24 protein-coding genes are annotated in these 23,256 nt (G+C 59.7%); 13 read left to right on the top strand and 11 right to left on the bottom strand.

Annotated features, from left to right (window positions below):
• Positions 1 to 16: 16 nt before the first annotated feature.
• From RDL77_RS10655 to RDL77_RS10670, 4 genes are all read left to right on the top strand, one after another.
• Entirely contained in the window at positions 17 to 1,393 is a 1,377-nt protein-coding gene (locus tag RDL77_RS10655; protein ID WP_288192799.1) for an ammonium transporter, read from the top strand.
• Between the two features lie 218 nt (positions 1,394 to 1,611).
• On the top strand, positions 1,612 to 4,239 hold the full coding sequence (locus RDL77_RS10660; protein WP_288192800.1) for a DNA translocase FtsK: 2,628 nt from the start codon (positions 1,612 to 1,614) through the stop codon (positions 4,237 to 4,239).
• A 198-nt stretch (positions 4,240 to 4,437) separates the two neighbouring features.
• Positions 4,438 to 5,106 (top strand): outer membrane lipoprotein carrier protein LolA, encoded by a 669-nt coding sequence (locus RDL77_RS10665; RefSeq protein WP_288192801.1) that lies wholly within the window; start codon positions 4,438 to 4,440, stop codon positions 5,104 to 5,106.
• 129 nt (positions 5,107 to 5,235) lie between these two features.
• Positions 5,236 to 6,042: an exodeoxyribonuclease III gene (locus RDL77_RS10670; RefSeq protein WP_288192802.1), complete on the top strand. Its 807-nt coding sequence runs from the start codon at positions 5,236 to 5,238 to the stop codon at positions 6,040 to 6,042.
• Between the two features lie 15 nt (positions 6,043 to 6,057).
• On the opposite strand, the gene RDL77_RS10675 is transcribed toward RDL77_RS10670, so the two are convergent.
• Both RDL77_RS10675 and RDL77_RS10680 read right to left on the bottom strand, forming a co-directional pair.
• Positions 6,058 to 6,516 carry a cyclic nucleotide-binding domain-containing protein gene (locus RDL77_RS10675; RefSeq protein ID WP_223613860.1) on the bottom strand — a complete coding sequence of 153 codons (459 nt, stop codon included), beginning with the start codon at positions 6,514 to 6,516 and terminating at the stop codon, positions 6,058 to 6,060.
• Between the two features lie 38 nt (positions 6,517 to 6,554).
• On the bottom strand, positions 6,555 to 7,238 hold the full coding sequence (locus RDL77_RS10680; RefSeq protein WP_091879514.1) for a response regulator transcription factor: 684 nt from the start codon (positions 7,236 to 7,238) through the stop codon (positions 6,555 to 6,557).
• 129 nt (positions 7,239 to 7,367) lie between these two features.
• On the opposite strand from RDL77_RS10680, the gene RDL77_RS10685 reads away from it, so the two are divergent.
• The gene (locus tag RDL77_RS10685; RefSeq protein ID WP_288192803.1) at positions 7,368 to 7,901 is read left to right on the top strand and encodes a L,D-transpeptidase; all 534 of its coding nucleotides are present in this window, start codon (positions 7,368 to 7,370) and stop codon (positions 7,899 to 7,901) included.
• Positions 7,902 to 7,908: 7 nt separating this feature from the next.
• Here RDL77_RS10685 and RDL77_RS10690 read toward each other — a convergent pair whose 3' ends face one another.
• The 5 genes from RDL77_RS10690 to tsaD are packed head-to-tail and all read right to left on the bottom strand — an operon-like array spanning position 7,909 to position 11,410.
• Positions 7,909 to 8,580, bottom strand: coding sequence for a methyltransferase (locus tag RDL77_RS10690; RefSeq protein WP_288192804.1), 672 nt, complete (start codon positions 8,578 to 8,580; stop codon positions 7,909 to 7,911).
• Positions 8,581 to 8,589: 9 nt separating this feature from the next.
• A complete protein-coding gene (locus tag RDL77_RS10695; protein WP_105734242.1) occupies positions 8,590 to 9,018 on the bottom strand; it encodes an EVE domain-containing protein in 429 nt (142 codons plus the stop codon).
• A gap of 8 nt (positions 9,019 to 9,026) precedes the next feature.
• On the bottom strand, positions 9,027 to 9,317 hold the full coding sequence (locus tag RDL77_RS10700; protein ID WP_223613856.1) for a YciI-like protein: 291 nt from the start codon (positions 9,315 to 9,317) through the stop codon (positions 9,027 to 9,029).
• Positions 9,318 to 9,347: 30 nt separating this feature from the next.
• The gene (locus tag RDL77_RS10705; protein WP_288192805.1) at positions 9,348 to 10,334 is read right to left on the bottom strand and encodes an NAD(P)H-dependent glycerol-3-phosphate dehydrogenase; all 987 of its coding nucleotides are present in this window, start codon (positions 10,332 to 10,334) and stop codon (positions 9,348 to 9,350) included.
• Positions 10,331 to 11,410: a tRNA (adenosine(37)-N6)-threonylcarbamoyltransferase complex transferase subunit TsaD gene (gene tsaD, locus RDL77_RS10710; RefSeq protein ID WP_288192806.1), complete on the bottom strand. Its 1,080-nt coding sequence runs from the start codon at positions 11,408 to 11,410 to the stop codon at positions 10,331 to 10,333. The genes RDL77_RS10705 and tsaD overlap by 4 nt, the downstream gene beginning before the upstream one ends.
• Positions 11,411 to 11,506: 96 nt before the next feature.
• Between tsaD and hemC the strand changes: the two genes are divergently transcribed.
• The 6 genes from hemC (at position 11,507) to RDL77_RS10740 (ending at position 17,669) form a co-directional block, all read left to right on the top strand.
• Complete coding sequence (gene hemC, locus RDL77_RS10715) at positions 11,507 to 12,436, top strand: hydroxymethylbilane synthase (protein WP_288192807.1); 930 nt, start codon at positions 11,507 to 11,509, stop codon at positions 12,434 to 12,436.
• Positions 12,436 to 13,161 (top strand): uroporphyrinogen-III synthase, encoded by a 726-nt coding sequence (locus tag RDL77_RS10720; protein WP_288192808.1) that lies wholly within the window; start codon positions 12,436 to 12,438, stop codon positions 13,159 to 13,161. Before hemC ends, RDL77_RS10720 begins: the two co-directional genes overlap by 1 nt.
• 169 nt (positions 13,162 to 13,330) lie before the next feature.
• On the top strand, positions 13,331 to 14,587 hold the full coding sequence (locus tag RDL77_RS10725) for a COG4223 family protein (protein ID WP_288192809.1): 1,257 nt from the start codon (positions 13,331 to 13,333) through the stop codon (positions 14,585 to 14,587).
• Between the two features lie 6 nt (positions 14,588 to 14,593).
• Complete coding sequence (locus tag RDL77_RS10730) at positions 14,594 to 16,285, top strand: heme biosynthesis protein HemY (RefSeq protein ID WP_288192810.1); 1,692 nt, start codon at positions 14,594 to 14,596, stop codon at positions 16,283 to 16,285.
• Between the two features lie 162 nt (positions 16,286 to 16,447).
• Entirely contained in the window at positions 16,448 to 16,924 is a 477-nt protein-coding gene (locus tag RDL77_RS10735; RefSeq protein ID WP_105734250.1) for a TerB family tellurite resistance protein, read from the top strand.
• Between the two features lie 10 nt (positions 16,925 to 16,934).
• Positions 16,935 to 17,669, top strand: coding sequence for a glutamine amidotransferase (locus RDL77_RS10740; RefSeq protein WP_288192811.1), 735 nt, complete (start codon positions 16,935 to 16,937; stop codon positions 17,667 to 17,669).
• A 4-nt stretch (positions 17,670 to 17,673) separates the two neighbouring features.
• Here the strand turns inward: RDL77_RS10740 and RDL77_RS10745 are convergent, their stop codons facing one another.
• Complete coding sequence (locus tag RDL77_RS10745) at positions 17,674 to 18,915, bottom strand: MFS transporter (protein ID WP_288192812.1); 1,242 nt, start codon at positions 18,913 to 18,915, stop codon at positions 17,674 to 17,676.
• Positions 18,916 to 19,229: 314 nt separating this feature from the next.
• Here RDL77_RS10745 and RDL77_RS10750 point away from each other — a divergent pair, with 314 nt between their 5' ends.
• Together RDL77_RS10750 and RDL77_RS10755 are read left to right on the top strand one after the other, a co-directional pair.
• Positions 19,230 to 19,520, top strand: a complete 291-nt coding sequence (locus RDL77_RS10750; protein WP_223613847.1) for a YggT family protein — start codon at positions 19,230 to 19,232, stop codon at positions 19,518 to 19,520.
• A 15-nt stretch (positions 19,521 to 19,535) separates the two neighbouring features.
• Complete coding sequence (locus RDL77_RS10755; RefSeq protein ID WP_288192848.1) at positions 19,536 to 19,859, top strand: DUF167 family protein; 324 nt, start codon at positions 19,536 to 19,538, stop codon at positions 19,857 to 19,859.
• 1 nt (position 19,860) lies between these two features.
• Here the strand turns inward: RDL77_RS10755 and ppa are convergent, their stop codons facing one another.
• From ppa to typA, 3 genes are all read right to left on the bottom strand, one after another.
• Positions 19,861 to 20,397 (bottom strand): inorganic diphosphatase, encoded by a 537-nt coding sequence (ppa, locus tag RDL77_RS10760; RefSeq protein WP_105734254.1) that lies wholly within the window; start codon positions 20,395 to 20,397, stop codon positions 19,861 to 19,863.
• 221 nt (positions 20,398 to 20,618) lie between these two features.
• Positions 20,619 to 21,125, bottom strand: coding sequence for a GNAT family N-acetyltransferase (locus tag RDL77_RS10765; protein ID WP_223613846.1), 507 nt, complete (start codon positions 21,123 to 21,125; stop codon positions 20,619 to 20,621).
• A 134-nt stretch (positions 21,126 to 21,259) separates the two neighbouring features.
• Positions 21,260 to 23,089, bottom strand: coding sequence for a translational GTPase TypA (typA, locus tag RDL77_RS10770; protein WP_105734256.1), 1,830 nt, complete (start codon positions 23,087 to 23,089; stop codon positions 21,260 to 21,262).
• Positions 23,090 to 23,256: the final 167 nt, after the last annotated feature.

Here is a 23,256-nt window from a genome sequence, read left to right on the forward strand (position 1 = left end):
GTTTAAGGAGAAAATAATGAAAATTCCAACCAGTCTGACATCCGCGGTGCGCAGTACCCTTCTGGGTTCGCTGGCGCTGACCGCATTCGGTTCGCTGGCCGCACTCGCTCAGGAAGCGGCGCCTGCGGTAGCGGATGCCGCCGCAGCCGCTGCGCCGACTGTCAACAAAGGGGATACCGCCTGGATGATGATCTCCAGCGTCCTCGTCCTGTTCATGATCGTTCCTGGCCTTGCGCTGTTCTATGGCGGTCTCGTCCGTGCCAAGAACGTGCTTTCCGTCCTGATGCAGTGCACCGGCATTGCTGCCGTCGTCATGATCATCTGGGTTTTCTACGGTTACTCCTTCGCCTTCGGCGGCGGCACCAGCCCTTACTGGGGCGGTCTCGGCAAGGTTTTCCTTTCCGGCGTGACGCCGGCTTCGGTTGCGGCAACCTTTACCAAAGGCGTTGGTATTCCCGAGTATGTGTTCATCTGCTTCCAGATGACCTTTGCCGCCATTACGCCGGCACTGATCATCGGTGCTTTTGCCGAACGCATCAAATTCTCGGCAACGATCCTGTTTGTCATCCTCTGGGTCACGTTCGTCTACTTCCCGATCGCCCATATGGTCTGGGATTCCAATGGCCTGATCTATGGCTGGGGCGCGCTTGATTTTGCCGGCGGTACGGTCGTTCACATCAATGCCGGTATTGCTGGTCTCGTCGGTGCTCTCGTCATCGGCAAACGTGCCGGTCTTGGCCGTGACATGATGGCGCCGCACTCCATGCCGCTCACCATGATCGGTGCCTCGATCCTGTGGGTCGGCTGGTTCGGCTTCAACGCCGGTTCGGCTCTCGAGGCCAACGGCATTGCGACGCTGGCGATGATCAACACCTTCACGGCAACGGCCGGTGCGATCATTGCCTGGGTTGTCATCGAAGCGCTCGCCCGCAAGACGGCTTCGATGCTGGGTGCCGCATCCGGCGTTGTTGCCGGTCTGGTTGCAGTAACGCCTGCTGCCGGAACCATCGGTCCGGTTGGCGCTATCTTCCTTGGCGCCATTGCCAGCATCATCTGCTACTACATGGTGGCCGTGGTGAAGCCGAAGCTCGGCTATGACGACAGCCTCGATGTCTTCGGTGTGCATGGTATTGGCGGTATCATCGGCGCCATCGGCACCGGCTTCCTCACCAGCACGGCGCTTGGCGGCGTCGGTTATGCGGAAGGCGTCACCATGGGCGCGCAGGTGTTCGTGCAGATCAAGGCCGTGCTCGTCACGCTGGTCTGGAGCGGCGTCGGTTCGCTGATCCTCTACAAGATCGTCGATGTTGTTGTCGGCCTGCGTCCGACCGCTGAAGCCGAATCCATCGGTCTCGACCTCACCTCCCACGGTGAAGCGGCCTACCACAATTAATGGACGGCTTTTGACAGGAACTGAAAAGGGCCCGGTTTTCCGGGCCTTTTTTGTTGCGGCAGGCAAGCTTGTCGAACCCGGGACGGCAACTCCGCCAATGTAATTTCGCTCGGGCTCGCCATGGTTAATGCCCCCTTAACCATCCGCGCCGTAACGTGGGAATCGAATCTGCGGTTACTCACGACCGCCGTGCGTGCGTTTACTTAGGGCGAGATTTCATGCGTCAAGGATATTCAGCCTCCTATGCGATCGAAGAAAACCGGCACGGGTTGACGACCCTTTTCCGCAGACAGATCCAGATTGTCTGGGGATTGGCGCTGTTTTGCTTCGTTGCCTTTGCCATTGGCAGCCTTGCGACCTGGAACGTGATCGATCCGAGCTTCAGCCACGCCACTTCCAATCCGGTTCGCAACGCCCTTGGCTATGCCGGCGCGGTTTTTGCCGACCTCGGCATGCAGTTCTTTGGCCTTTCGACGGTTGTCGCGCTCATGCCGGCCCTGTTCTGGGGTGGTCTGATGCTGACCGGCCGTGGCGTCGACCGCTTGCCGCGGCGGGCGATTGCCTGGTTCGGCGCATCGCTGATGGCGGCGGCCATTGCCGGCTGCTTCACCATCCCCGCAAGCTGGCCGATGCCCATCGGGCTGGGCGGTGTTTTTGGCGACATGGTTCTCAAAATCCCGGCGATCTTCACCGGAACATTCCCGCGCGGCGGTCTGGCCATGATCCTGGTCGCCGTTCTCGCTTTGCCGACGCTGTGGGTTTTCGGCTTTGCCAGCGGCCTGACCTATCGCGACAGCGAACCGGTCGTCGCCAAGAAGTCCGGCCGTCATGTGGCGCAGGAAGAGGACTTTGACGACGAGGACGAGGATGACGAGGAAAGCGAAGGCGGCCGTTGGCTGGCGCTCGGCGCATTGACCCACTGGTTCCTCAGCATCAAGGCGCTCTTCCGCCGTCTGTTCGGGCGCAGCGCTGGGCTTTACAGCAATGCGCGCAGTGCGGCGGCACGGCACAATGATGACGATCTCTTCGCCGATGCCCCAGCGGCACGGCAGAACGGGGCACGCCGCGAGCCCGGTTTTTATGACGAAGCGCCGCGCATTGAGGCGCCGTCAATCGACATCGGCAATGATGGTTTCGGGCACGAACCCGATGACTACGATCCGATCGCCTTCAGCGAAGACGATGAGGTGGATGATTGGGCGCCGCAGGCAGCGCCCGCGCGCCCGACAGCAATACCCGGCGGCAAGGCGCGGATCGCCACCCCAGCCCCGGCCCCTCGGACCGGCGCGCGCATGCAGCGCGAAGCCCAGACATCCCTGATCAAATCCGACGAATTTGAAATGCCGCCGCTGCATTTCCTCAGCGAACCGAAGAACGTGGTCCGCAACCCGAGCCTTTCAAAGGAAGCGCTTGAGCAGAATGCGCGGCTGCTGGAAGGCGTGCTTGAAGATTTTGGCGTCAGAGGTGAAATCATCCATGTGCGCCCGGGTCCTGTCGTAACGCTGTATGAGCTGGAACCGGCTCCGGGCATCAAGTCGTCGCGTGTCATCACGCTGGCCGATGACATTGCCCGCTCGATGAGTGCCATTGCAGCGCGTGTTGCCGTCGTGCCGGGCCGCAATGCCATCGGTATCGAACTGCCAAACCAGACCCGCGAAATGGTTTTTCTGCGGGAATTGCTGGCCAGTCGGGATTTTGAGCAGACCAAGACCAAGCTGGCGCTGGCGCTGGGCAAGACCATCAATGGCGAGGCCGTCATCGCCGATCTGGCGAAGATGCCGCATCTGCTCGTTGCTGGTACCACCGGTTCGGGTAAATCCGTTGCCATCAACACCATGATCCTGTCGCTGCTTTACCGCATGACCCCGGAACAGTGCCGGCTGATCATGATCGATCCGAAGATGCTGGAACTGTCGATCTATGATGGCATTCCGCATCTGCTCACGCCCGTCGTGACCGATCCGAAGAAGGCCGTCGTAGCGCTGAAATGGACCGTCAAGGAGATGGAAGACCGCTACCGCAAGATGTCCAAGGTCGGCGTGCGCAACATCGACGGCTTCAACCAGCGGGTTGAACAGGCGCAGAAGAAGGGCGAGCGGATTGCCCGGACCGTGCAGACCGGCTTCGACCGGGCAACGGGCGAGGCGGTCTACGAGACCGAAGAGCTGGATCTGCAGCCCATGCCCTATATCGTCGTGATCATCGACGAAATGGCCGATCTGATGATGGTGGCCGGCAAGGACATCGAAGGCGCTGTCCAGCGTCTGGCGCAAATGGCGCGTGCTGCCGGTATTCACGTGATCATGGCGACACAGCGTCCGTCGGTCGACGTCATTACCGGCACGATCAAGGCGAACTTTCCGACCCGCATTTCCTTCCAGGTCACATCCAAGATCGATTCGCGCACCATTCTGGGTGAGCAGGGCGGCGAACAGTTGCTCGGCATGGGCGACATGCTCTACATGGCGGGCGGCGGGCGTATCCAGCGCGTGCACGGACCGTTTGTCGGTGACGACGAAGTGGAAAAGATCGTCAATCATCTGAAACTGCAGGGTGTCCCCGAATATCTCGATGCGATCACGGAAGAGGACGACGAAGACGATATGGGCGGTGGCCCGGCCGGGACATCCAATCTGGAAGATTCGGATGATCCTTACGATCAGGCTGTTGCCGTGGTGCTGCGCGACAAGAAGGCGTCCACCAGTTACATCCAGCGCCGCCTCGGCATCGGTTACAACAGGGCAGCCTCGATCATCGAGCGCATGGAGCAGGAGGGCATCGTTGGCCCTGCCAACCATGCGGGCAAGCGCGACATTCTCGTGCCGACACAGGACGATGATTTTTAAGCGCCGTTACGTAGCATTTTTGCCTGCGCGTCCTGTAACGGGCGCAATGAATGACTACATAACGGCATGATCCAGCGTTACGTAACCGATGCGTCACGAATTTGAGGAACAAGTTGCGGTTTCCCGCCGTTTCTCGGCCATAGTCAGGTCAAACTGACCGGGTATACAGCAAGAGAATAAGACAGGAGACATAACACCATGACAACGACCAAAGCTTCGTTTCGCACGATTGGCACTTTTGCCCGGACATGTGCTGCGGCTTCCGTGGTTGGCATGGGGCTGCTTCTTGGCGCGGCTGGCATTTCCGGACAGGCAACCGCTCAGGCGGCACCTGCCGCCATCAATGGCGCACAGCAGATCGCCAACCAGTTTTCCAGCGTGAAGACGATGACCGGTGACTTTGTTCAGTTCGGTCCGCGCGGTGAGCAAACCGAAGGCACGTTCTATATCGAGCGCCCGGGCAAGATTCGCTTCACCTACAACAAGCCATCGCCGATCCGTGTCATTTCCGATGGTGAATCCGTCGTGATCAACAACCGCAAGCTCGACACGTGGGATCTCTATCCCCTGTCGAAGACACCGTTGAAGCTGCTCCTCGCCGACCAGATCGACCTGACCGGCGATCGGGTGAAATCCGTGAAGGAAGAGCCCGACATGACCACGATCGTCCTCGGCGACAAATCTGTCTTCGGCAACTCGACCATCAAGATGATGTTCGATCCGAAGACCTATGAACTGCGCCAGTGGACGATCACCGATGCGCAGGGCCTTGATACGACGGTTATGATCACCAATGTCCGCAAGGACGTGAAGTTCGCCAAGGACATGTTCACAATCGACTACACGCGCATCGCCATGAAGCGCTGACCGCATTCATCGTTCCCAGGGCCGCATCGTTGCACCAATCGCGTGTGGACGAGCGGCCTTTCGATTTTCAATCGCAGCAGAGATGGTCTAGTCTCGCGTCAATCCATTCTGTCGCGAGATTCCTCCCCCATGCCTTTTTCCGTTGCCACCTGGAACATCAATTCCGTGCGCCTGCGTCTTGATCTGGTCCTGCAATTCCTGCGCGATTACCAGCCGGACGTCCTGTGCCTGCAGGAAACGAAATGTCCCGATGATCTCTTCCCGCGTGAGGCCTTCCATATGGCCGGCTATGAACATATCGAGATCAGCGGCCAGAAGGGATATCACGGCGTTGCCACGCTCTCACGGCGGCCGTTGTCGGAGCCGGCGCGGGTGGGTTTCTGCAACATTGCCGATTGCCGTCATCTGAGCACGATTGTCACGGCCGGATCGAAGCGGCTGCGTATCCATAATTTCTACGTGCCTGCGGGCGGTGACGAGCCGGATCCGGTCACCAATCCGAAATTCGCGCACAAGCTCGGCTTTCTCGAAGAAATGAAGGCGATGAATGCCGTTTATGGTGATGGCCATGCCTCGTTGCTCGTCGGTGATCTGAACATTGCGCCGCTCGAAACCGACGTGTGGTCGCACAAGCAACTGCTGAAAGTGGTCAGCCATACGCCAATCGAGACGGAAACCTTCGAGGCCCTGCGCAAGAACGGCGGCTGGAGCGATCTGATGCGCCATTACATTCCGCCGCACGAAAAGATCTATACGTGGTGGAGCTACCGCGCCGCTGATTGGGCCGCGGCTGATCGCGGTCGCCGTCTCGATCACATCTGGGGGTCGCCGGATCTGGAAAATGATCTTGCCAGCATCACCGTCCTGCGCGAAGCGCGCGGCTGGGATCGTCCGTCCGATCATGTGCCGGTCATTGCCCGGTTCAATCTGGATTAAGGATCGCTTGAGCCGTTACTGGCTGCCGAACAGATGCTCATATCTGCTGATTGCCGCGATCATCTCGCTCAGGTCTGCGGAAATCTGGGTATGGAGCGCGGCGGCAATTTCCGGGTACTCCTCAAGAATACGCCGGAACAGCGAGCGATTGAGACGGATGACTTCGGTTTCCGTGTCCGCCATGGCGCTGGTGAGGCGTTTTGTCTGGGCGATGATCGCCATTTCGCCGAGAACCGCGCCGGCGCCCACACTCTTGAGCACGACACGCCCCGACTGGCCTTCGCGGAACAGCGAAATGGTTCCTCGATCGATCACATAGGCGCAATCGGCGGACTGGCCTTCGCGGTAGAGTTCGCGGCCTTCCCTCAGGACGAGGCGCTCTGTCCCAAAGGCAAGCAGACGCAACTGGTCGCGGGTGAATGTCCCGAACAGTCCCACTGTTTCCAGAATGCGAATATCATCTTCAATTGCCATGTAAGAACAGACATATACCTAGATTGACCTGATCGGCATCAAGGAATGAGTTTGTATCCCCCGCTTTCGGTAACAAGTATGCTTGAATTCGACGGGTCGTGCTCGATTTTTTGTCGTAACCGGTAGACGTGGGTCTCCAGCGTGTGGGTCGTCACACCGGAATTGTAGCCCCAGACCTCTTCCAGCAGCACATCACGGGTGATGACCTTGCCGCCGGCACGGTAAAGATACTTGATAATCGCGACTTCTTTTTCCGTCAGCCTGATCTTGCCGCCCTTGGCGTCGATCAGCATTTTCTGGCCGGGTTTGAAAGTGTACGGGCCGACAACGAAGGTCGCGTCCTCGCTCTGTTCGTGCTGGCGCAATTGCGCGCGGATGCGTGCCAGCAGCACGGCAAAGCGGAATGGCTTGGTGACATAGTCGTTGGCGCCTGATTCGAGGCCGAGAATCGTATCCGAATCAGTGTCGTGGCCCGTGAGCATGATCACGGGTGCCTTGAACCCGCCTTTGCGCAGAAGCTTGACCGCTTCCCGCCCGTCCATGTCGGGAAGGCCCACATCCATGATCAGGAGATCAACGACGCCATTGCGCGCGGACTGGATACCCTTGGTCGCATTGTCTTCCTCGATGATCTGGAACTCTTCATAGAGGCTCAGCTGCTCGACCAGGATGGCGCGAAGATCAGTATCATCATCGACGATAAGAATGGTGCGTGCTGTCATATGGTTTCCCGCCCGTGCAAAGAAGTGGTTGGAATTTAAGTCGAATTGTTCCGGAAAGAAAGAGGACTGGCTTGATATTGCTTATGCGGCGCATCAGTCTGACATAAAAATGCTTTTTATGAGGCAAGTATGAGTCGCACCGCGTTGAAAATGATCGATGTTCGCCGCAAACCCGGCCACCGCAGCCGCGGGCAATTGATCGCTGGCCAGATGGTTTTGCATTGCGCCCTGGGAAAGGGCGGGATCACCGCCTTCAAACGCGAGGGCGACGGGGGAACGCCATTGGCGCGCATGCGGCTGCTCTATGGCTTCAAACGCCCCGACAAACGGGTGATCGCACCGACTGGCCTCAACTTGCGCGCATTGCGCCGCACCGACGGCTGGTGCGAAGTGGGTGATGACCGCAATTACAATCGCAAGGTACGCATTCCCTACGACGCCAGCCATGAAACCATGTGGCGCAAGGACGATCTCTATGACGTCTGCATCGTGATGGACTGGAACATCAGGCCAAGGCGGCGTTCCGGCGGCAGTGCCATTTTCTTTCATCTAGCGCGGCCCGGCTATACCTATACGGAAGGCTGCATCGCGCTGAACCGGCGGGATATGGACCGGTTGCTGCCATTTCTGTCACCGGAAACGGTTATCCGGGTCTTGCGCTAGAGCCCTGCTAGTGGCGGAATCGCCAGACAGTGGTGCGTTTCACTTCCGAATCTTCGAGAATGCGCGTGACCGGCACCGCATAGACCGCCAGTTCTTCCAGCAGGTTTTTCGGGAAATATGAGCGACCGGGATCGCCGACAATCACGGTTGCCCCGCGCGCGGCGAGCGCCGTGAACCATGGGACGAGCCGGTCCGCCAGCGGCTTTTCATAGAAGACGTCGCCGGCCAGGACGATGTCCCAATCATGGTCCGTATCGATCAGGTCGTGAATGAGGGTTTCGACCGCGACGCCGTTGGCATCGGCGTTGAGAAGGATGGCCGGGCGGGTAAAGGGGTCGATGTCGCAGGAGGTGACACGTGCCGCACCGGCCATTGCAGCGGCGATGCCGACAAGACCGGAACCGGAAGCGAAATCGAGAACGGTCCTGTTCTTCACCGTATCAGGATGATCGAGGACGTAACGTGCAACGCCCTGGCCGCCAGCCCAGGCAAACGCCCAGAAGGGTGGCGGCAGGCCAATGGTCGCCAGTTCCTCTTCCGTCTTGTGCCAGAGATCATGGGCTTCATCGGCCAGATACAGGTTTATCTCCGGCACATGCGGTGGCGCCTGCAGCGTGGTGTTCGCCTGAACAAAGCGCCGGTAGCGTTCGCTGGTGGGATCAAGCGCCTGCTCATCCATGACGGGCGATCATTGGGGCGCGGGAACAAGCCCGGCCATACGGCAGACTTCCTCCCATTCGTCCGGAGTGACCGGCTGCACGGAAAGGCGCATCGAGGTGACGAGGGCCATTTTTTCCAGCTTGGGGTTTGCCTTGACGTCCTTGAGCGTCACCGGTTTGGGCACGTCCCTGACCGCACGGATGTCAACGCACTCCCAGCGGGGATCGTCCGTGGTCGAATCATGATGCACCAGCGCGCAGACCTCGACGATGCCGACGACTTCGAGACCTTCATTGGAATGGTAGAAGAAACCCTTATCGCCCAACTGCATGGCGCGCATATTGTTGCGCGCGAGATAATTGCGCACGCCGGTCCATTCGGTGCCCTTGGCGCCCGCTTCCTTCTGTTTCTCCCAGGACCATGCATCGGGTTCGGATTTGAAAAGCCAGAATGCCATATTTGAACCTATTTGCTGTCTGGATTCTTGATTGCCCAATTCCATGGGCGGATATCGACCGATGCAAACAGACCAGCCTTGGCATAGGGGTCGTTTGCGGCGATTTCCCGGGCACCGGCGACATCAGAAGCTTCGATCACAACCAGACTGCCGTTGGGCTTGGAATCTTCCCCGAGGAAAGGCCCTGCGAATTTCAGGCGGTCGCCAAGACCGTTGAGATAGTCAAGATGCGCGGCGCGGGTATCGAGGCGCACCTGCAGATGGCCGGGCTTGTCGTTGCAAAGTAGAGCATAGAGCATTCGGTTTCTCCGATACGGACAATCAGATTTCTAATCTTCGTTTTTCAGCGGTCTTGCAAGCAGGGCTTCGACCGCCTCGTCAATGGTAATACTGCGGTCCAGAATGCGCGCAACCGCTTCGATGATGGGAGCTTCGATAGAGTGCCGGGCGACCAGCTCCGCGGCAATAGCCGCCGTCGCCACGCCTTCCGCCAGCGGTCTGCCGGTCAGGTCATCGCCCCGGCCGAGGGCCAGGCCGTAGGAATAGTTGCGCGACTGGGAGGTCGAGCAGGAGAGCAGCAGATCGCCGAGGCCGGAAAGGCCCATGATCGTCTCCGGCCGGGCACCCAGTGCGTGACCCACCCGCCGCAGTTCGACAAAGCCGCGGGTCACCAGCGCCGCCTGTGCGCTGGCGCCAAAACCACGGCCAATGGCTGCACCGGCGGCAATGGCAAGCACGTTTTTCAGGGAGCCGCCGATCTCGACGCCGACAAGATCGTCCGTCGAGTAACAGCGAAATGTCGGACCCGAAAGGGCCAGTGCAATGCGGTCTGCCACGGCCTGGCTTTCCGCGGCAACGGTCACGGCGGTTGGCAGGCCTCTTGCCACGTCGCTGGCAAAGCTGGGCCCGGACAGCGCCGCGATCAGTTGATCCGGGATGATTTCCCTGACCAGACTGGACATCAGCAGACCGCGTTTGCGATCAATGCCCTTGGCGCAGATGATCAGCGGTACTGCCCTCGGGATCAGGGGCTTCAACTCCTCGAGAGCGCCCGCCATGGCCTGCGCCGGAATGACGCAAAGAATGAAATCGCTACCCGCAAGAACGCTCGCTGCGTCTGTGCTGGCAGTCAATGGCGCTGGCAGGTCAATGCCCGGCAGGTAGGTTTCATTGCGGTGAAGCGTGTTGATGGAATGCACACTGGCAGCGTCGCGGGCGTAAAGGCGCACATCATGTCCATTGTGCGCCGCCATGGCGCCAAGAGCCGTGCCCCAGGCGCCGCCACCAAGAACTGCAATCTGATGTCTGGGATTCATGCCTTGGCTCCCCGGCGTCCGGCGCCGATCAGGGGGGCGGATTGCATGTCCAGCGGCCAGCGCGAACGCGGCGCGATATCGAGCGAATCGGCGGCCATATGCCCGGCCCGTTCCACCCCGGCCCAGGCGATCATCGCCGCATTATCGGTGCACAGCGCCATGGGCGGCGCAATGAAGCGGAAGCCGTTGCCGGAGCACAGATCCTGCAGGCAGGTCCGCAGGACCTTGTTGGCAGCAACACCACCGGCGACGACCAGCGCGGGTTCCTTCACATCTGGAAATCTGGCGCGGAAACGGGCAAGCGAGCGCGATACGCGGTCATTCAGCGTATCGGCAACGGCAGCCTGAAACGCGGCGCAGATATCGTTCACATCCGTCTGCGACAACGGTTCCAGTGTGGTTGCCAGCTGGCGCACGGCCGTCTTCAGGCCGGAGAAGGAGAAGTCGAGCCGCTCCTCGCCCTTGAGCGGCCTTGGCAGGGAAAAGCGGCTGGAATCGCCGGATTGCGCCGCCTTTTCCACTTCGGGACCGCCGGGATAGGGCAAGCCAAGCAGTTTTGCTGTTTTGTCAAAGGCTTCGCCGAGGGCATCGTCGATGGTCGTGCCAAGCCGTTCATAATCGCCGAGGCCCTTGACCAGCACCATCTGGGTATGGCCGCCGGAAACAAGGAGAAGCAGATAGGGAAAATCGATCTGGTCGGTCAGACGGGGTGTCAGGGCATGACCTTCGAGATGATTGATGGCGTAAAACGGCTTTTGCGCGGCCATGGCAATGGCCTTGCCGGTCATCAGGCCGACGATCAGCCCGCCGATCAGGCCGGGACCAGCGGTTGCTGCCACCGCATCAACCTCATCCAGGGTCATGTGGGCCTCATGCAGCGCCTGTCCGATCAGCCGGTCGAGCACTTCCACATGGGCACGCGCGGCAATCTCCGGCACGACGCCGCCATAGGGCGCATGGTCGTCAATCTGGCTCAGAACCACGTTGGAGAGAATCCGTCCGTGACCGTTGTGGTCGCGCTCAACGACCGCAGCAGCCGTTTCGTCACAGCTTGTTTCTATGCCCAAAACCCGCATCGATGACCCTGACATCCTTCGCCGCATTGCCCGTTGCACAAAAGCCCGTTAGTTAGGGCCGGATAATTCAAACTCGCGTAACACGGACTGCGACTAATGCAAACAAAAACGCTCAAGATCGGTACACGTGGGAGTGCGCTTGCACTCGCACAAGCCCGTGAGACGTGTGATCGGCTGGTTAAAGCCCATGGTCTGCGCGAAGACGACATCGAAATTGTGGTGATTTCGACCAGCGGCGACCGGATTCAGGATCGCCCGCTGTCGGAGGTTGGCGGCAAGGGGCTGTTTACCCTTGAAATCGAAGAGCAACTGGCGGATGGCCGCATTGATCTGGCCGTGCACTCCTCCAAGGATATGCCGACTTTCCTGCCCGAGGGCCTGCATCTCTCGGTTTTTCTGGAGCGCGAAGATCCGCGCGATGCCTTCATCGGTCGTACCGTGAAAACGCTGACGGAATTGCCTTCGGGTGCGGTTGTCGGTTCCGCCTCGCTGCGGCGCCAAGCCTTGATTCTCAAATCGCGGCCGGATCTGAAGGTTGTAAACTTTCGCGGCAATGTGGAAACGCGCCTTCGCAAGCTGGCCGATGGTGATGTGGATGCCACTTTCCTGGCCTATGCGGGTCTGCGCCGCCTTGGTCTTGGCGATGTGGCGACCGCCCTGATGGATGTGGCAAGCTTTCCGCCGGCTCCAGGACAGGGAGCGATCACGCTGGAAACCCGAATCGGGGATGCGCGAATTGACGCACTGGTTGCGCCGCTCAATCATTTTGCAACCTCGACGGCGCTGGCCTGTGAACGCGCCTTCCTCGGCACGCTCGATGGTTCGTGCCGCACACCCATCGCCGGTCTTGCGACGATTTCCGGCAACACCCTGACCTTCCACGGCATGATCCTGCTGCCGGATGGTACGGAAGCCCATGAAGTGACCGGCGAGGGCGATGTGGCGGATGCAGCCGCCATCGGGCGGGATGCGGCCGCCCGCGTCAGGGCAAAGGCTGGAGCGCATTTCTTTACGGATTGGCTCTGATGGAAAAAACTGTTCTGGTTACACGGCCCCTGCCAGCTGCGACCAGAACCGCCGACCGGCTGCGCGTGCAGGGCTATGTACCCCTGCTGTTGCCGCTCACGGAGATTGTTCCCCTGAACCCGGCCGTGCCTGAAGGCACCTTCAATGCGTTTGTTGCCACAAGCGCCAATGCGCTGGTCCACGCCAGCGAAGCGTTGCTTGCGCCTTATCTCCAGTTGCCCTGTTTCACCGTGGGTGAGGCAACCGCGGATGCGGCACGCGCCCGCGGCTTTGAGACGGTGACAACGGGCGATGGCGATGGAGAATCGCTGGCGGAAACGATCATTGAAGAGCTGTGTTCAAGTGACTCTCTGCTTTATCTGACCGGCCACGTCAGGTCGCCGGGCTTTGAGCGCGCCGTGGCGAAAGCAGGGTTCCGCTGCTCTTCCATATCGGTCTACGACACAATTTCAGTCAGTTATACAACTGAGTTTCTGACCAAAACGCTCGGGTCAAGAAATATTGATTGCTGTCTGCTGTATTCGCGCATGAGCTCAGGCATCCTGTCAACTCTGGCCGAGGCCGCAGGATTGACGCATCTCTTTGATAAGACGCTCTTTTTATGCCTTTCTCAGCGTATTGCCGATGATCTCAAGGGCTTCAACAAACCGTCGGTCAGGATCGCCCGCAGGCCGGATGAAGATGCGCTGTTTGACCTCCTGGAAGGGACGCAGGACGATAGGTGAATGGCATTCGTCGCTGCATGACGTTTCCGAAGCGGAACTTCCCTGCTAGCTTGGGGTTTCAGTCAACCCAATTGTTCTGAAGAGAGTGTCTATGGCCAAATCATCCGTTCCCCGTCATTCCAAGTCAGCCCGGAAGCCTGTGACGATAGAACTGGAGCCATCGGATATTATGAAAAGTGCCCCGGCCGGTGCGAACGTACCGCAACCGGAGCCGGTCGGCTTCAGCCCGAAGATGGATACCAAGCCACAGCCGCCGAAAGACGAGCCGGTAAAAGCGGCCTCTGCGGCCAGTGCTGAAACGGCGAAGGCAGAAGAGACATTGGAACAGGGCACGACGTTTGGCCGGTCGCCATCTGGCGAAGCGTCAACACCAGCGGCTCCGGCATCTGCCGCCGTGCCGCCCAAGACGGGCGATCCGCTCGGACGTTTGACGGCCGGTCTCATCGGCGGCGTGGTGGCGTTGCTTGGTGCGACCGCGCTGCAATGGGCTGGCGTATTGCCATCGCCCAAAGCCGACCTTTCAGCCGTGCAGCAACAGATTGCCGAATTGCGCGCCGCCGCTCCGGCGAAGAGCAGTCTCGACGAGGGTGCACAGGTTGCATTGAACGGCGCTGTGGAAAACGCCAAGCAGGCCTTGGGTCAAGTGTCCGGCATTGCCGCCGACGTAAAAGCCCTGAAGCAAACCCTGGCGGATGCCCAGACCAAGGCCGCCGGCACAGGAGGTTCTGTTGATACCGGTGCCATCGATGCGCGTATCGCATCGCTCGAAACGCAACTGACCGCCAGTCAGCAGAAAGTGGATCAAGCCGCCGGCGCACTTGCGGGGGAGGCACAGACGTCAGCAGCCTTGCAGACGCGGCTCGATGCGCTGGAAACGAAGGTGCAGGACAATGCCGGCCAGAGCACCATGGCACTGGCCATCGCCGCCACCGGCCTGAAGTCGGCGATCGACCGGGGCGGGCCCTTTGCGGCGGAGCTCGACACATATCTTGCTGTCGCGCCGGCCTCGGCTGACGCCGAGGGGCTGCGTACTGCCGCTTCGGCCGGTGTTCCGACTGTCAGCATGCTGGCGAGCCAGTTCGCCGACGTGGCGACAAAAATCATTGCGACGACGCGAACGGTTGATCCCAATGCGGGTATTGTCGACCGGCTATGGGCAAGCGCCAGCGTACTGGTGGAATCGCGCCCCGTGGGCCTTGTCGAGGGTGAAGGCGTTGCTGCCATCACCGCACGCATAGAGGCGCATCTCAATGGCGGTGATCTGCCTGCCGCCATTGCCGAATGGGACAAGCTGCCCGAATCGGCCAAAGCCGTCTCGACCGATTTCGCCAATGCCATGCGCACCCGTCAGAAGGCAGGCGAGATCGTTTCCAAGGCGCTCTCCAATGCATTGACCGGCATGAAGACGCCGGCTGCAGCGCAGTAAGGGAAGATGACCATGATCAAAGTTCTGTCCTTCCTTGTCGTCGTTCTGGTGCTGGGGTTTGGTTTTGCATGGCTCGCCGACCGGCCCGGCGATCTCGTCGTCACCTTTGCCGGGATGCAGCACAAGGTCAGCCTCATGGTGGCCGCGTCCGCCATCGTGGCGCTTGTGGCCGCTGTCATGCTGGTCTGGTGGATCATCAAGAGCGTTATTGGCTCGCCCTATGCCCTGCGCCGCCATTTCCGGGCCCGCAAGCGTGATCGCGGCTATCAATCCCTGTCCACAGGTCTGATTGCCGCGGGTGCGGGGGACGGGCAAACGGCCCGGCGCATGATCAAACAGGCGGAAAAACTCCTCAATGTCGATCAGGAGCCGCTGATTAAGCTTCTGGACGCGCAAGCAGCCATGCTGGAAGGCCGTTCGGACGATGCGAGGGCGAAATTCCAGGCGATGCTGGATGATCCGGAGACCAAGCTGCTCGGCCTGCGCGGGCTTTATCTCGAAGCGCAACGCCTTGGTGCGCGGGATGCGTCGCTGCAATATGCCGAACAGGCAGCGCTTCTGGCACCCAACGTCGAATGGGCCTCTACGGCGGCCCTTGGCCAAAAAACCGCTCATGGCGATTGGGATGGTGCGCTGGAATTGCTGGAGAAGCAGAAATCCGCCAAGCAGATCGACAAGGACACGGCAAAGCGGGAACGTGCCGTTCTCCTGACCGCCAAGGCGCTCGATACGTTCGAAAGTGATCCGGTCGGATCGAAACCCATTGCCATCGAGGCGAACAAGCTTGCGCCTGATCTGATCCCGGCCGCCATTATCGCGGCAAAAGTGCTGTTCCAGCAGGCCGATTTGCGCAAGGGCTCGAAAATTCTGGAGCATGTGTGGAAGAAGCAGCCACACCCGGAAGTGGCGGAAACCTATGTGCATGCGCGCCTGGGAGATTCCGTGTTCGATCGTCTGAAACGCGCCCGTCATCTGGCTTCGCTCTATCCGCACCATGCGGAATCGAACCTCGCTATAGCCCATGCGGCGCTGGCTGCCGGTGAATTGAAGGAAGCGCGCGAGGCTGCCGAGACCGTGTTGCGCACGGCGCCGCGCGAAAGTGCCTATCTGCTGCTGGCCGATATCGAGGAGGCGCAGACGGGCGATCAGGGCCGGGTGCGCCAGTGGCTGTCACGGGCCGTCAAGGCGCCCCGCGATCCCGCCTGGACCGCTGACGGCTATGTTTCCGAGCGCTGGGCTCCCGCTTCGCCGGTCACCGGCAAGCTGAATGCGTTCGAGTGGAAGGTTCCCGTCGAGCAATTGGGAACGGTAATCGATGCGCGCGATGATTTTGACAGTGCGCTGGCAGCCAAACCCATCCAGTCAGCGCCCGGGCGCGAGCCCGCCGAGCCATTGATCCCGGCGAAGTCCATGGTGGTATCTGCCGAAAAACCGGCGGCACGTGTTGTTGAAGCGGATGCTGATATTGCGGACGCGGAAATTGTACCCGCAGAGCCTGCGGTGAAGCCCGTGGCGGCAAAACCGGAGGAGCCGCATGCCCATGAACGCATTGCGTCCGTCCTGCCGTCTCTGGCGGAAACGGCGCCTGCGGCGGTGCAGAACGCGGAAGAAAAACTGGTCATTCCGGTGCCTGATGACCCGGGTGTGCTGGCTGACGATGAGGAAGACCGGCCCAACAAGAAGTTCCGTCTTTTCTAGAGCTTTTTCCGGTCGGCGTGGCCGGAAATGCTCCGGTGTGTCGATCCTAACACATTAATTTCAATAGCGGTCTTTGCGGCAAGATGCACAATGGCAGGGCCGTGTCAGCCAAGCTATCAGTTGATTCGGCTCATTGATAACAACGTTGAGAGATCCGTATTGATGCTGGACCGCCTTGTCACCTTCTTCAAAGCTTTGCCTTCAGGCGAAAGCGGGAAAGGCCATTTTTCCAGGAATGATCCGCGCCTTGCGGCGGCCGCGCTGATGTTTCATGTCATGGATGCGGATGGCGAGCGGCGTAAGGTGGAACGCAAGCGCCTGTCACAGCTGATTTCCGAAGCCTACGGGCTCAAAGGCGAAGCCTTGAAGCGTCTGCTCGAGGACAGTGAGCAGGCGGATCAGGAAGCCGTCGATCTCTACAGCTTTACCAGTGTGCTCAAACGCAATCTTGACGAAGCGGCGCGAATTCACTTCATTGAACTGATGTGGGACGTGGTTTTCGCCGACGGATCTGCGCATGAGCTGGAAGAAAATGTTGTCTGGCGGGTTGCGGAACTGATCGGAGTCTCGTCCCGTGACCGGGTCACGATGAAGCAGAAGGCAGCCCTTCGCGCCAAGCAGGCGGTGCAAGAGGAATAGGATCAGAAGCATGTTCCAGACAGACTGGATGGAGAACAGGCAAGTGAAGCGCCCGAAAATCCTCACGGTACTGCATCAGGAACGTTCAAGCCCCGGCCGCGTCGGCCAGCTGCTGCTGCAATCCGGCTTTGATCTGGATATTCGCCGCCCGCCGCTTGGCGATGAGCTGCCCGAGACGCTGGAGGACCATGCGGGCGCTGTCATCTTTGGCGGCCCCATGAGCGCCAATGACCCCGATGAATTCGTTGACCGGGAAACCGACTGGCTGTCCGTGCCGCTTGCGGAAAACAAGCCCTTTCTTGGCATTTGTCTTGGTGCGCAGATGCTCGCCAAGCATCTTGGCGGCACGGTCGGTCCGCATCCGGAAGGACTGGTGGAAATCGGCTGGTATGAACTCGAAGCCACCGAGGCCGGCAAGGCTCTGATGGACTGGCCGCCCATGGTGTATCATTTTCACCGCGAGGGCTTTGACCTGCCGCGCAGCGCCACGCTTCTGGCAACGGCCAAGGCCTACCACAACCAGGCTTTCCGCTATGGCGAAAATGCCTGGGGGGTACAGTTTCACGCGGAATTGACCCGCGCCATGATGCAGCGCTGGGTGGTGCGCGGCTCGGAACGCTTCACCATGAACAATGCCCAGCACGGCCGCCAGCATCTGGAAGGCCGACTGGTCTATGACGCGGTGCTGAAAGCCTGGCTCCAGCGTTTTCTTGGCACGATCTTCGGCGCGCCGGTTCCGGCTTAGCCGTCTATGTCCGGCCCTGCAGGTTGCGTGCCTTGCGCAATTGCGGGAACCGGTAAGCCCACAGGCCCGCGACGGCAATCGTACCGACACCGCCGAAGACGACGGCAGGGATGGTGCCGATCAGCGATGCCATGATACCTGCGCGGAACTCACCCAACTCATTCGACGCGCCGACAAAGACCATGTTGACCGCATTGACGCGGCCGCGGACGTGGTCTGGTGTCCAGAGTTGCAGGAGGGTTTCCCGGATATAGACGCTGATCATGTCAGCCGCGCCCATCAGGGCCAGCAGGGCGATAGAGAGCCATGCGAGGTTGGATATGCCGAACATGACGGTGAGCAAGCCGAACAGCGCGACAAACAGGAACATGATCATGCCGGCATGGTCGCGAATGGGATGACCGGCCAGCCAGAGCGCAGTCAGAATGGCGCCGATGCCCGGCGCTGCCCGCAGCATTCCAAGCCCCCAGGGGCCGAGCTGCAGGATATCCCGGGCATAGACCGGCAGGAGCGCCACGGCGCCGCCGAGCAGGACGGCAAACAGATCGAGCGAAATCGCGCCGAGAACGACTTTCTCTTTCCAGATGTAGTGAAAGCCTGCCAGCAGCGTCTGAAGCGATTTTTTCTCGGTAAGCGTATGTTGGGCGGGTTTTGGGATGGAGAAAATGCAGATCGTGGCGGCAGCCAGCAGGACCGTCGCTATGCCGTAGGCGATGGCGGGCGACAGGCCGTAGAGCAGGCCGCCTGCCACAGGGCCCACAATCGTGGCGATCTGCCAGGCGGAGGAGTTCCACGATACGGCGTTCGAAAATACTTCGGTTGGCACCAGATTGACGACCAGCGAGGCGGAAGCCGGTCCAAGAAAAGCGCGCCCCACGCCGAAGCCGGCGAGAATGGCAAAGACGGTGAGCGGGGTGAATGTGTGGGTGAGGGTCAGCAGCAACAGCAGCGCGGCGCAGATCACTTCCGCACCCAGTGCAAGCCCCATGATGAAGCGGCGGCCAAACCGGTCTGCGGCGGCACCGGTGACGAGAACCAGCAGCAGTGAGGGGGCGAACTGGACGAGCCCGACGAGGCCGAGATCAAAGGGATCGCGCGTCAGATCGTAAATCTGCCAGCCGACGGACACGCTGATGATCTGGATGGCAAAGGAGCCGAAGAAGCGTGCCAGCCAGTATCGCGTGAAGGATGAATGGCGAAAGGCGGCATAGCGATCATGCGCCGCGTTCATTTCTGGGAGGGACATTGCGATGAAAGGCTCCGGAATCTGGAAACCTCTTCTAGAACAAATCCGGCCGAAGGGGGATCAATAAATATGAATTAATATATCGTTTGAGCAGGGTGAAAAAATGCGCCGGATCAACCGACCCGAAATCACGCTTGGGGGGATTGAGAATTCAGTCCTTGCCGGGAATACCCTTCCGGGTGATTGCCGGACAACAGCGCTGCCGGCGTCAGCCATGGTTGGGACAGCAAGACCAAACGCAACTCCAAGAGAGCAGCTGCCTCTTGCCCGAAAGCACGCCAATCGCTACATGTCGTGATTATCAGGAGAAACCCATGCTCGCCCTTCTCGAAACCATCAATCTGGCGCTAACGCTCTATTCCTACGTCATCATTGCCAGCGCAATTTTCTCATGGCTCCATGCGTTCAACGTGATCAACTCAAGCAATCACTTTGTCGCTTCGATTGGTGAGTTTCTGTATCGCGTGACGGAACCGGCGCTGCGCCCCATACGCAGGTTCATTCCGGATCTGGGCGGCATCGATATCTCGCCCATCATCCTCCTGCTGATCATTTTCTTCCTTCAGCGGTTTCTCGCAACGACGATTGCGCCGGCGCTGCTTTAAGTCAGCGCCTTGGCTTTGCGCGCTGGCTTCTTTCGCAAAGAGCGCGATGGCGTCACGCTCTTTGTCCGGTTGACGCCAAAGTCAGCCAAAGACGCGGTGGAAGGTGTTGAAGCAACGGATGACGGCAGAGCGCATCTGAAAGCGCGCGTGCGGGCGGTACCGGAAGATGGAAAGGCCAACGCGGCGCTGGAAAAGCTGCTGGCACAATGGCTTGGCATTGCAGCACGGGATGTTTCCATTGGCGCAGGCGCCACATCGCGGCTGAAGCAGGTAAAGATTTCGGGCGATCCGGAGGCGCTGGCAATGAAGCTGGCCGCACTTGGATCGCCCGAGGAATAAATCAGGCCTTCTTGGCGTTGTGACGCTCGATGGCTTCGGTGATCAGCTTGCGGGCCGCATCTTCATCGCCCCAGTCACCGATCTTCACCCACTTGCCGGGTTCCAGATCCTTGTAGTGTTCGAAGAAATGCTGGATCTGCTTCAGGGTGATGTCGGGCAGGTCCGTGTAGTTGTGGACCTTCTCGTAACGCAGTGTCAGGTGCGGCGACGGCACGGCGATGATCTTTTCATCCTGGCCCTTGTTGTCTTCCATAACCAGAACACCAATAGGGCGCACGTTGATCACGCTCGTGGGCATCAGGGCGCGGGTGTTGCAGATCAGAACGTCAATCGGATCGCCATCATCCGACAGGGTGTGCGGCACGAAACCGTAATTGCCGGGATAGGTCATCGGGGTGTGCAGGAACCGGTCGACAAACAGGGCGCCGGAATCCTTGTCGAGTTCGTATTTGATCGGCTGACCGCCGACTGGAACCTCGATGATTACGTTGACATCTTCAGGAGGATTATTGCCGACCGAAATGGCATCAATGCGCATATTTTCAGAGTCCTTGTTGGTTTGGGAGTGCTGTAAAGATTTTTACGGCCTGGCGCAAGAATTGCATCGCATATCTACGTCCCGAAAACGCGGGAGCAGGCCGAATTGACCGAAATAAGCGCCGGCAAGGCCCCGAAGCGGCAGACAACACAACAAATAGTGCGCTTCGAAATGACGGGATGCCCCGCCGCTTCGCGGGTGGGGGAAAGCATTTCCCGTGATCAATTCCAGACGAAGGCGATTTTCTTCAGTGTTTTGCCTTCGAAACATTCGACGCCTTCGGCTACATCCTTGCCGCCTGCGCTGGCATAGAAGCTGACCGCAAGATCATTGTCCTCGAGCGCCCAGACAACCATGCCCTTCAGCCCCTGATCGATGAGGCTGCGGCGCGAGGCGCCCAGGAGCCGCGTCCCCAGACCCAGTCCCTGATACTCGGGACGGATGTAGAGTTCGTAGACTTCGCCTTTCTGCGGCAGCTGCCGCGCCCGGTTGGGGCCCAGCGTGGCATAGCCGGCGACAACACCGCCAATGTCGGCGACGAGAATTTGCGTGGAGCGGCGAATGGCTCTTGCCCACCAGTCCGCACCGCGGCGATGCAGCATGGTATTGAGCGAACGATGCGGAATGATACCCGTATAGGCACCTTGCCAAGCAGCCAGATGCACGGCGGAAATTGCGCCCGCATCGGCCAGTTCTGCACGTCTGATCTCGGTCACATGGGTGTTCATGATTTCTTAACCATAGACCCGGGCACCGGGACTTCGCAACTGGCTTTCAAAACGATTTTTCGTGTCGTGCACCAAAAAGAAAAAGCGGCGAAAATCGCCGCTTTCTCCGATTGTTAAGCCGTCACATCTTCGCCTTATGCGGCGCCGGCTGTCTTGTTGCTCTTTTCAAAACGCTTGCGTTCGTTTGGATCGAGGTAGAGCTTGCGCAGGCGGATGGACTTCGGCGTGACTTCCACCAATTCGTCATCCTGAATCCACGACAGGGCGCGTTCCAGCGTCATGCGGATCGGCGGTGTCAGCTTGACGGCTTCATCCTTGCCGGCAGCGCGGATGTTGGTGAGCTTCTTGCCCTTGAGCACGTTCACTTCCAGGTCGTTGTCGCGCGAGTGGATGCCGATGATCATGCCGGCGTAGACCTTGACGCCGGCTTCGATAACCATCGGGCCGCGATCTTCAAGGTTCCACATGGCGAAGGCAACGGATTCACCCTGGTCGTTGGAGATCAGAACGCCATTGTTGCGACCGGAGATTTCGCCTTTGAAGGGCTCATAGGCGCGGAACAGGCGGTTCATGATCGCCGTACCGCGTGTATCGGTCAGAAGTTCCGACTGATAACCGATGAGGCCGCGGGTCGGTGCGTAGAAAACCATGCGGACGCGATTGCCGCCGGATGGACGCAGTTCGACCATTTCGGCCTTGCGCTCGGACATCTTCTGCACGACCGTGCCGGAATATTCCTCGTCGACGTCGATCAGCACTTCCTCGATGGGCTCGAGCATGTTGCCGTTCTCGTCCTTCTGCATGACGACGCGCGGACGCGATACGCCAAGCTCGAAACCTTCGCGGCGCATATTCTCGATGAGAACGGCGAGCTGCAATTCGCCGCGGCCCGATACGAAGAACGAATCCTTGTCGCCGGATTCCTCGACCTTCAGTGCAACATTGCCTTCAGCTTCCTTGAGGAGGCGGTCGCGGATGACGCGGCTGGTGACCTTGTCGCCTTCGGTGCCGGCCAGCGGAGAATCGTTGACGATGAACGACATGGTCACTGTCGGCGGATCGATCGGCTGGGCATGCAGAGGCTCGGTAACTTCCGTCGCGCAGAATGTATCGGCAACCGTGCCCTTCTGCAGGCCGGCAATGGCCACGATGTCGCCCGCATGGGCTTCGTCGATCGGCTGGCGCTCAAGACCGCGGAATGCGAGGATCTTGGAGATGCGGCCGGTTTCAAGCTGGGTGCCGTCGCCGTGCAGAACCTTGACCTGCTGGTTCGACTTGACCGTGCCGGAATGGATGCGGCCGGTGATGATGCGGCCAAGGAAAGGATCGGCTTCGAGAATCGTGCCGATCATCTTGAACGGGCCTTCGCCGACGGTTGGCGCGGGCACATGTTCGAGAACCATGTCGAAGAGGGCGGACAGACCCTGGTCCTGCGGACCTTCCGGGTTGCGTGCCATCCAGCCATTGCGGCCTGAACCGTAGAGGATCGGGAAGTCGAGCTGTTCGTCGGTGGCATCCAGAGCGGCAAAGAGATCGAAGACCTCGTTGACGACTTCCTCGTAACGCGCATCCGGGCGGTCGATCTTGTTGATCGCAACGATCGGGCGCAGGCCAACCTTGAGGGCCTTGCCGACCACGAACTTGGTCTGGGGCATCGGGCCTTCGGCAGCGTCAACGAGAACGATCGCGCCGTCCACCATGCTGAGGATACGTTCGACTTCACCGCCGAAGTCGGCGTGGCCGGGCGTATCGACGATGTTGATGCGTGCGTCCTTCCAGACAACCGAAGTGGCCTTGGCGAGAATGGTGATCCCGCGTTCCTTTTCGATGTCGTTCGAATCCATCATGCGTTCGGCAACGCGCTGGTTGTCACGGAAATTGCCGGACTGTTTCAGAAGTTCGTCGACAAGCGTGGTTTTGCCATGGTCAACGTGTGCGATGATCGCGATGTTGCGCAGTTTCATGAGTTTCTCTTTTGGAGGATTGAGGACGCACACATGCTGGCGCCGCTTTGCATTTGCGCGCTCCTTACATGTTTTTTCGCAAATGCGAAAGGGGGGATGCGCGTTTGGATGGCCGCTGTCTGCATTACAGCTATGCGGATGTAACGGTTCTTGGGCGGTCCCGCGCG

Origin of the sequence: uncultured Phyllobacterium sp. (assembly GCF_902479695.1) — a bacterium.
GTDB lineage: Bacteria > Pseudomonadota > Alphaproteobacteria > Rhizobiales > Rhizobiaceae > Phyllobacterium > Phyllobacterium calauticae.

Bases quoted from the DNA above. Each gene is read 5' to 3' on its own strand.
- RDL77_RS10655 (WP_288192799.1), top strand. From the start codon at position 17: ATGAAAATTCCAACCAGTCTGACATCCGCGGTGCGCAGTACCCTTCTG.
- RDL77_RS10660 (WP_288192800.1), top strand. From the start codon at position 1,612: ATGCGTCAAGGATATTCAGCCTCCTATGCGATCGAAGAAAACCGGCAC.
- RDL77_RS10665 (WP_288192801.1), top strand. From the start codon at position 4,438: ATGACAACGACCAAAGCTTCGTTTCGCACGATTGGCACTTTTGCCCGG.
- RDL77_RS10670 (WP_288192802.1), top strand. From the start codon at position 5,236: ATGCCTTTTTCCGTTGCCACCTGGAACATCAATTCCGTGCGCCTGCGT.
- RDL77_RS10675 (WP_223613860.1), bottom strand. From the start codon at position 6,516: ATGGCAATTGAAGATGATATTCGCATTCTGGAAACAGTGGGACTGTTC.
- RDL77_RS10680 (WP_091879514.1), bottom strand. From the start codon at position 7,238: ATGACAGCACGCACCATTCTTATCGTCGATGATGATACTGATCTTCGC.
- RDL77_RS10685 (WP_288192803.1), top strand. From the start codon at position 7,368: ATGAGTCGCACCGCGTTGAAAATGATCGATGTTCGCCGCAAACCCGGC.
- RDL77_RS10690 (WP_288192804.1), bottom strand. From the start codon at position 8,580: ATGGATGAGCAGGCGCTTGATCCCACCAGCGAACGCTACCGGCGCTTT.
- RDL77_RS10695 (WP_105734242.1), bottom strand. From the start codon at position 9,018: ATGGCATTCTGGCTTTTCAAATCCGAACCCGATGCATGGTCCTGGGAG.
- RDL77_RS10700 (WP_223613856.1), bottom strand. From the start codon at position 9,317: ATGCTCTATGCTCTACTTTGCAACGACAAGCCCGGCCATCTGCAGGTG.
- RDL77_RS10705 (WP_288192805.1), bottom strand. From the start codon at position 10,334: ATGAATCCCAGACATCAGATTGCAGTTCTTGGTGGCGGCGCCTGGGGC.
- tsaD (WP_288192806.1), bottom strand. From the start codon at position 11,410: ATGCGGGTTTTGGGCATAGAAACAAGCTGTGACGAAACGGCTGCTGCG.
- hemC (WP_288192807.1), top strand. From the start codon at position 11,507: ATGCAAACAAAAACGCTCAAGATCGGTACACGTGGGAGTGCGCTTGCA.
- RDL77_RS10720 (WP_288192808.1), top strand. From the start codon at position 12,436: ATGGAAAAAACTGTTCTGGTTACACGGCCCCTGCCAGCTGCGACCAGA.
- RDL77_RS10725 (WP_288192809.1), top strand. From the start codon at position 13,331: ATGAAAAGTGCCCCGGCCGGTGCGAACGTACCGCAACCGGAGCCGGTC.
- RDL77_RS10730 (WP_288192810.1), top strand. From the start codon at position 14,594: ATGACCATGATCAAAGTTCTGTCCTTCCTTGTCGTCGTTCTGGTGCTG.
- RDL77_RS10735 (WP_105734250.1), top strand. From the start codon at position 16,448: ATGCTGGACCGCCTTGTCACCTTCTTCAAAGCTTTGCCTTCAGGCGAA.
- RDL77_RS10740 (WP_288192811.1), top strand. From the start codon at position 16,935: ATGTTCCAGACAGACTGGATGGAGAACAGGCAAGTGAAGCGCCCGAAA.
- RDL77_RS10745 (WP_288192812.1), bottom strand. From the start codon at position 18,915: ATGTCCCTCCCAGAAATGAACGCGGCGCATGATCGCTATGCCGCCTTT.
- RDL77_RS10750 (WP_223613847.1), top strand. From the start codon at position 19,230: ATGCTCGCCCTTCTCGAAACCATCAATCTGGCGCTAACGCTCTATTCC.
- ppa (WP_105734254.1), bottom strand. From the start codon at position 20,397: ATGCGCATTGATGCCATTTCGGTCGGCAATAATCCTCCTGAAGATGTC.
- RDL77_RS10765 (WP_223613846.1), bottom strand. From the start codon at position 21,125: ATGAACACCCATGTGACCGAGATCAGACGTGCAGAACTGGCCGATGCG.
- typA (WP_105734256.1), bottom strand. From the start codon at position 23,089: ATGAAACTGCGCAACATCGCGATCATCGCACACGTTGACCATGGCAAA.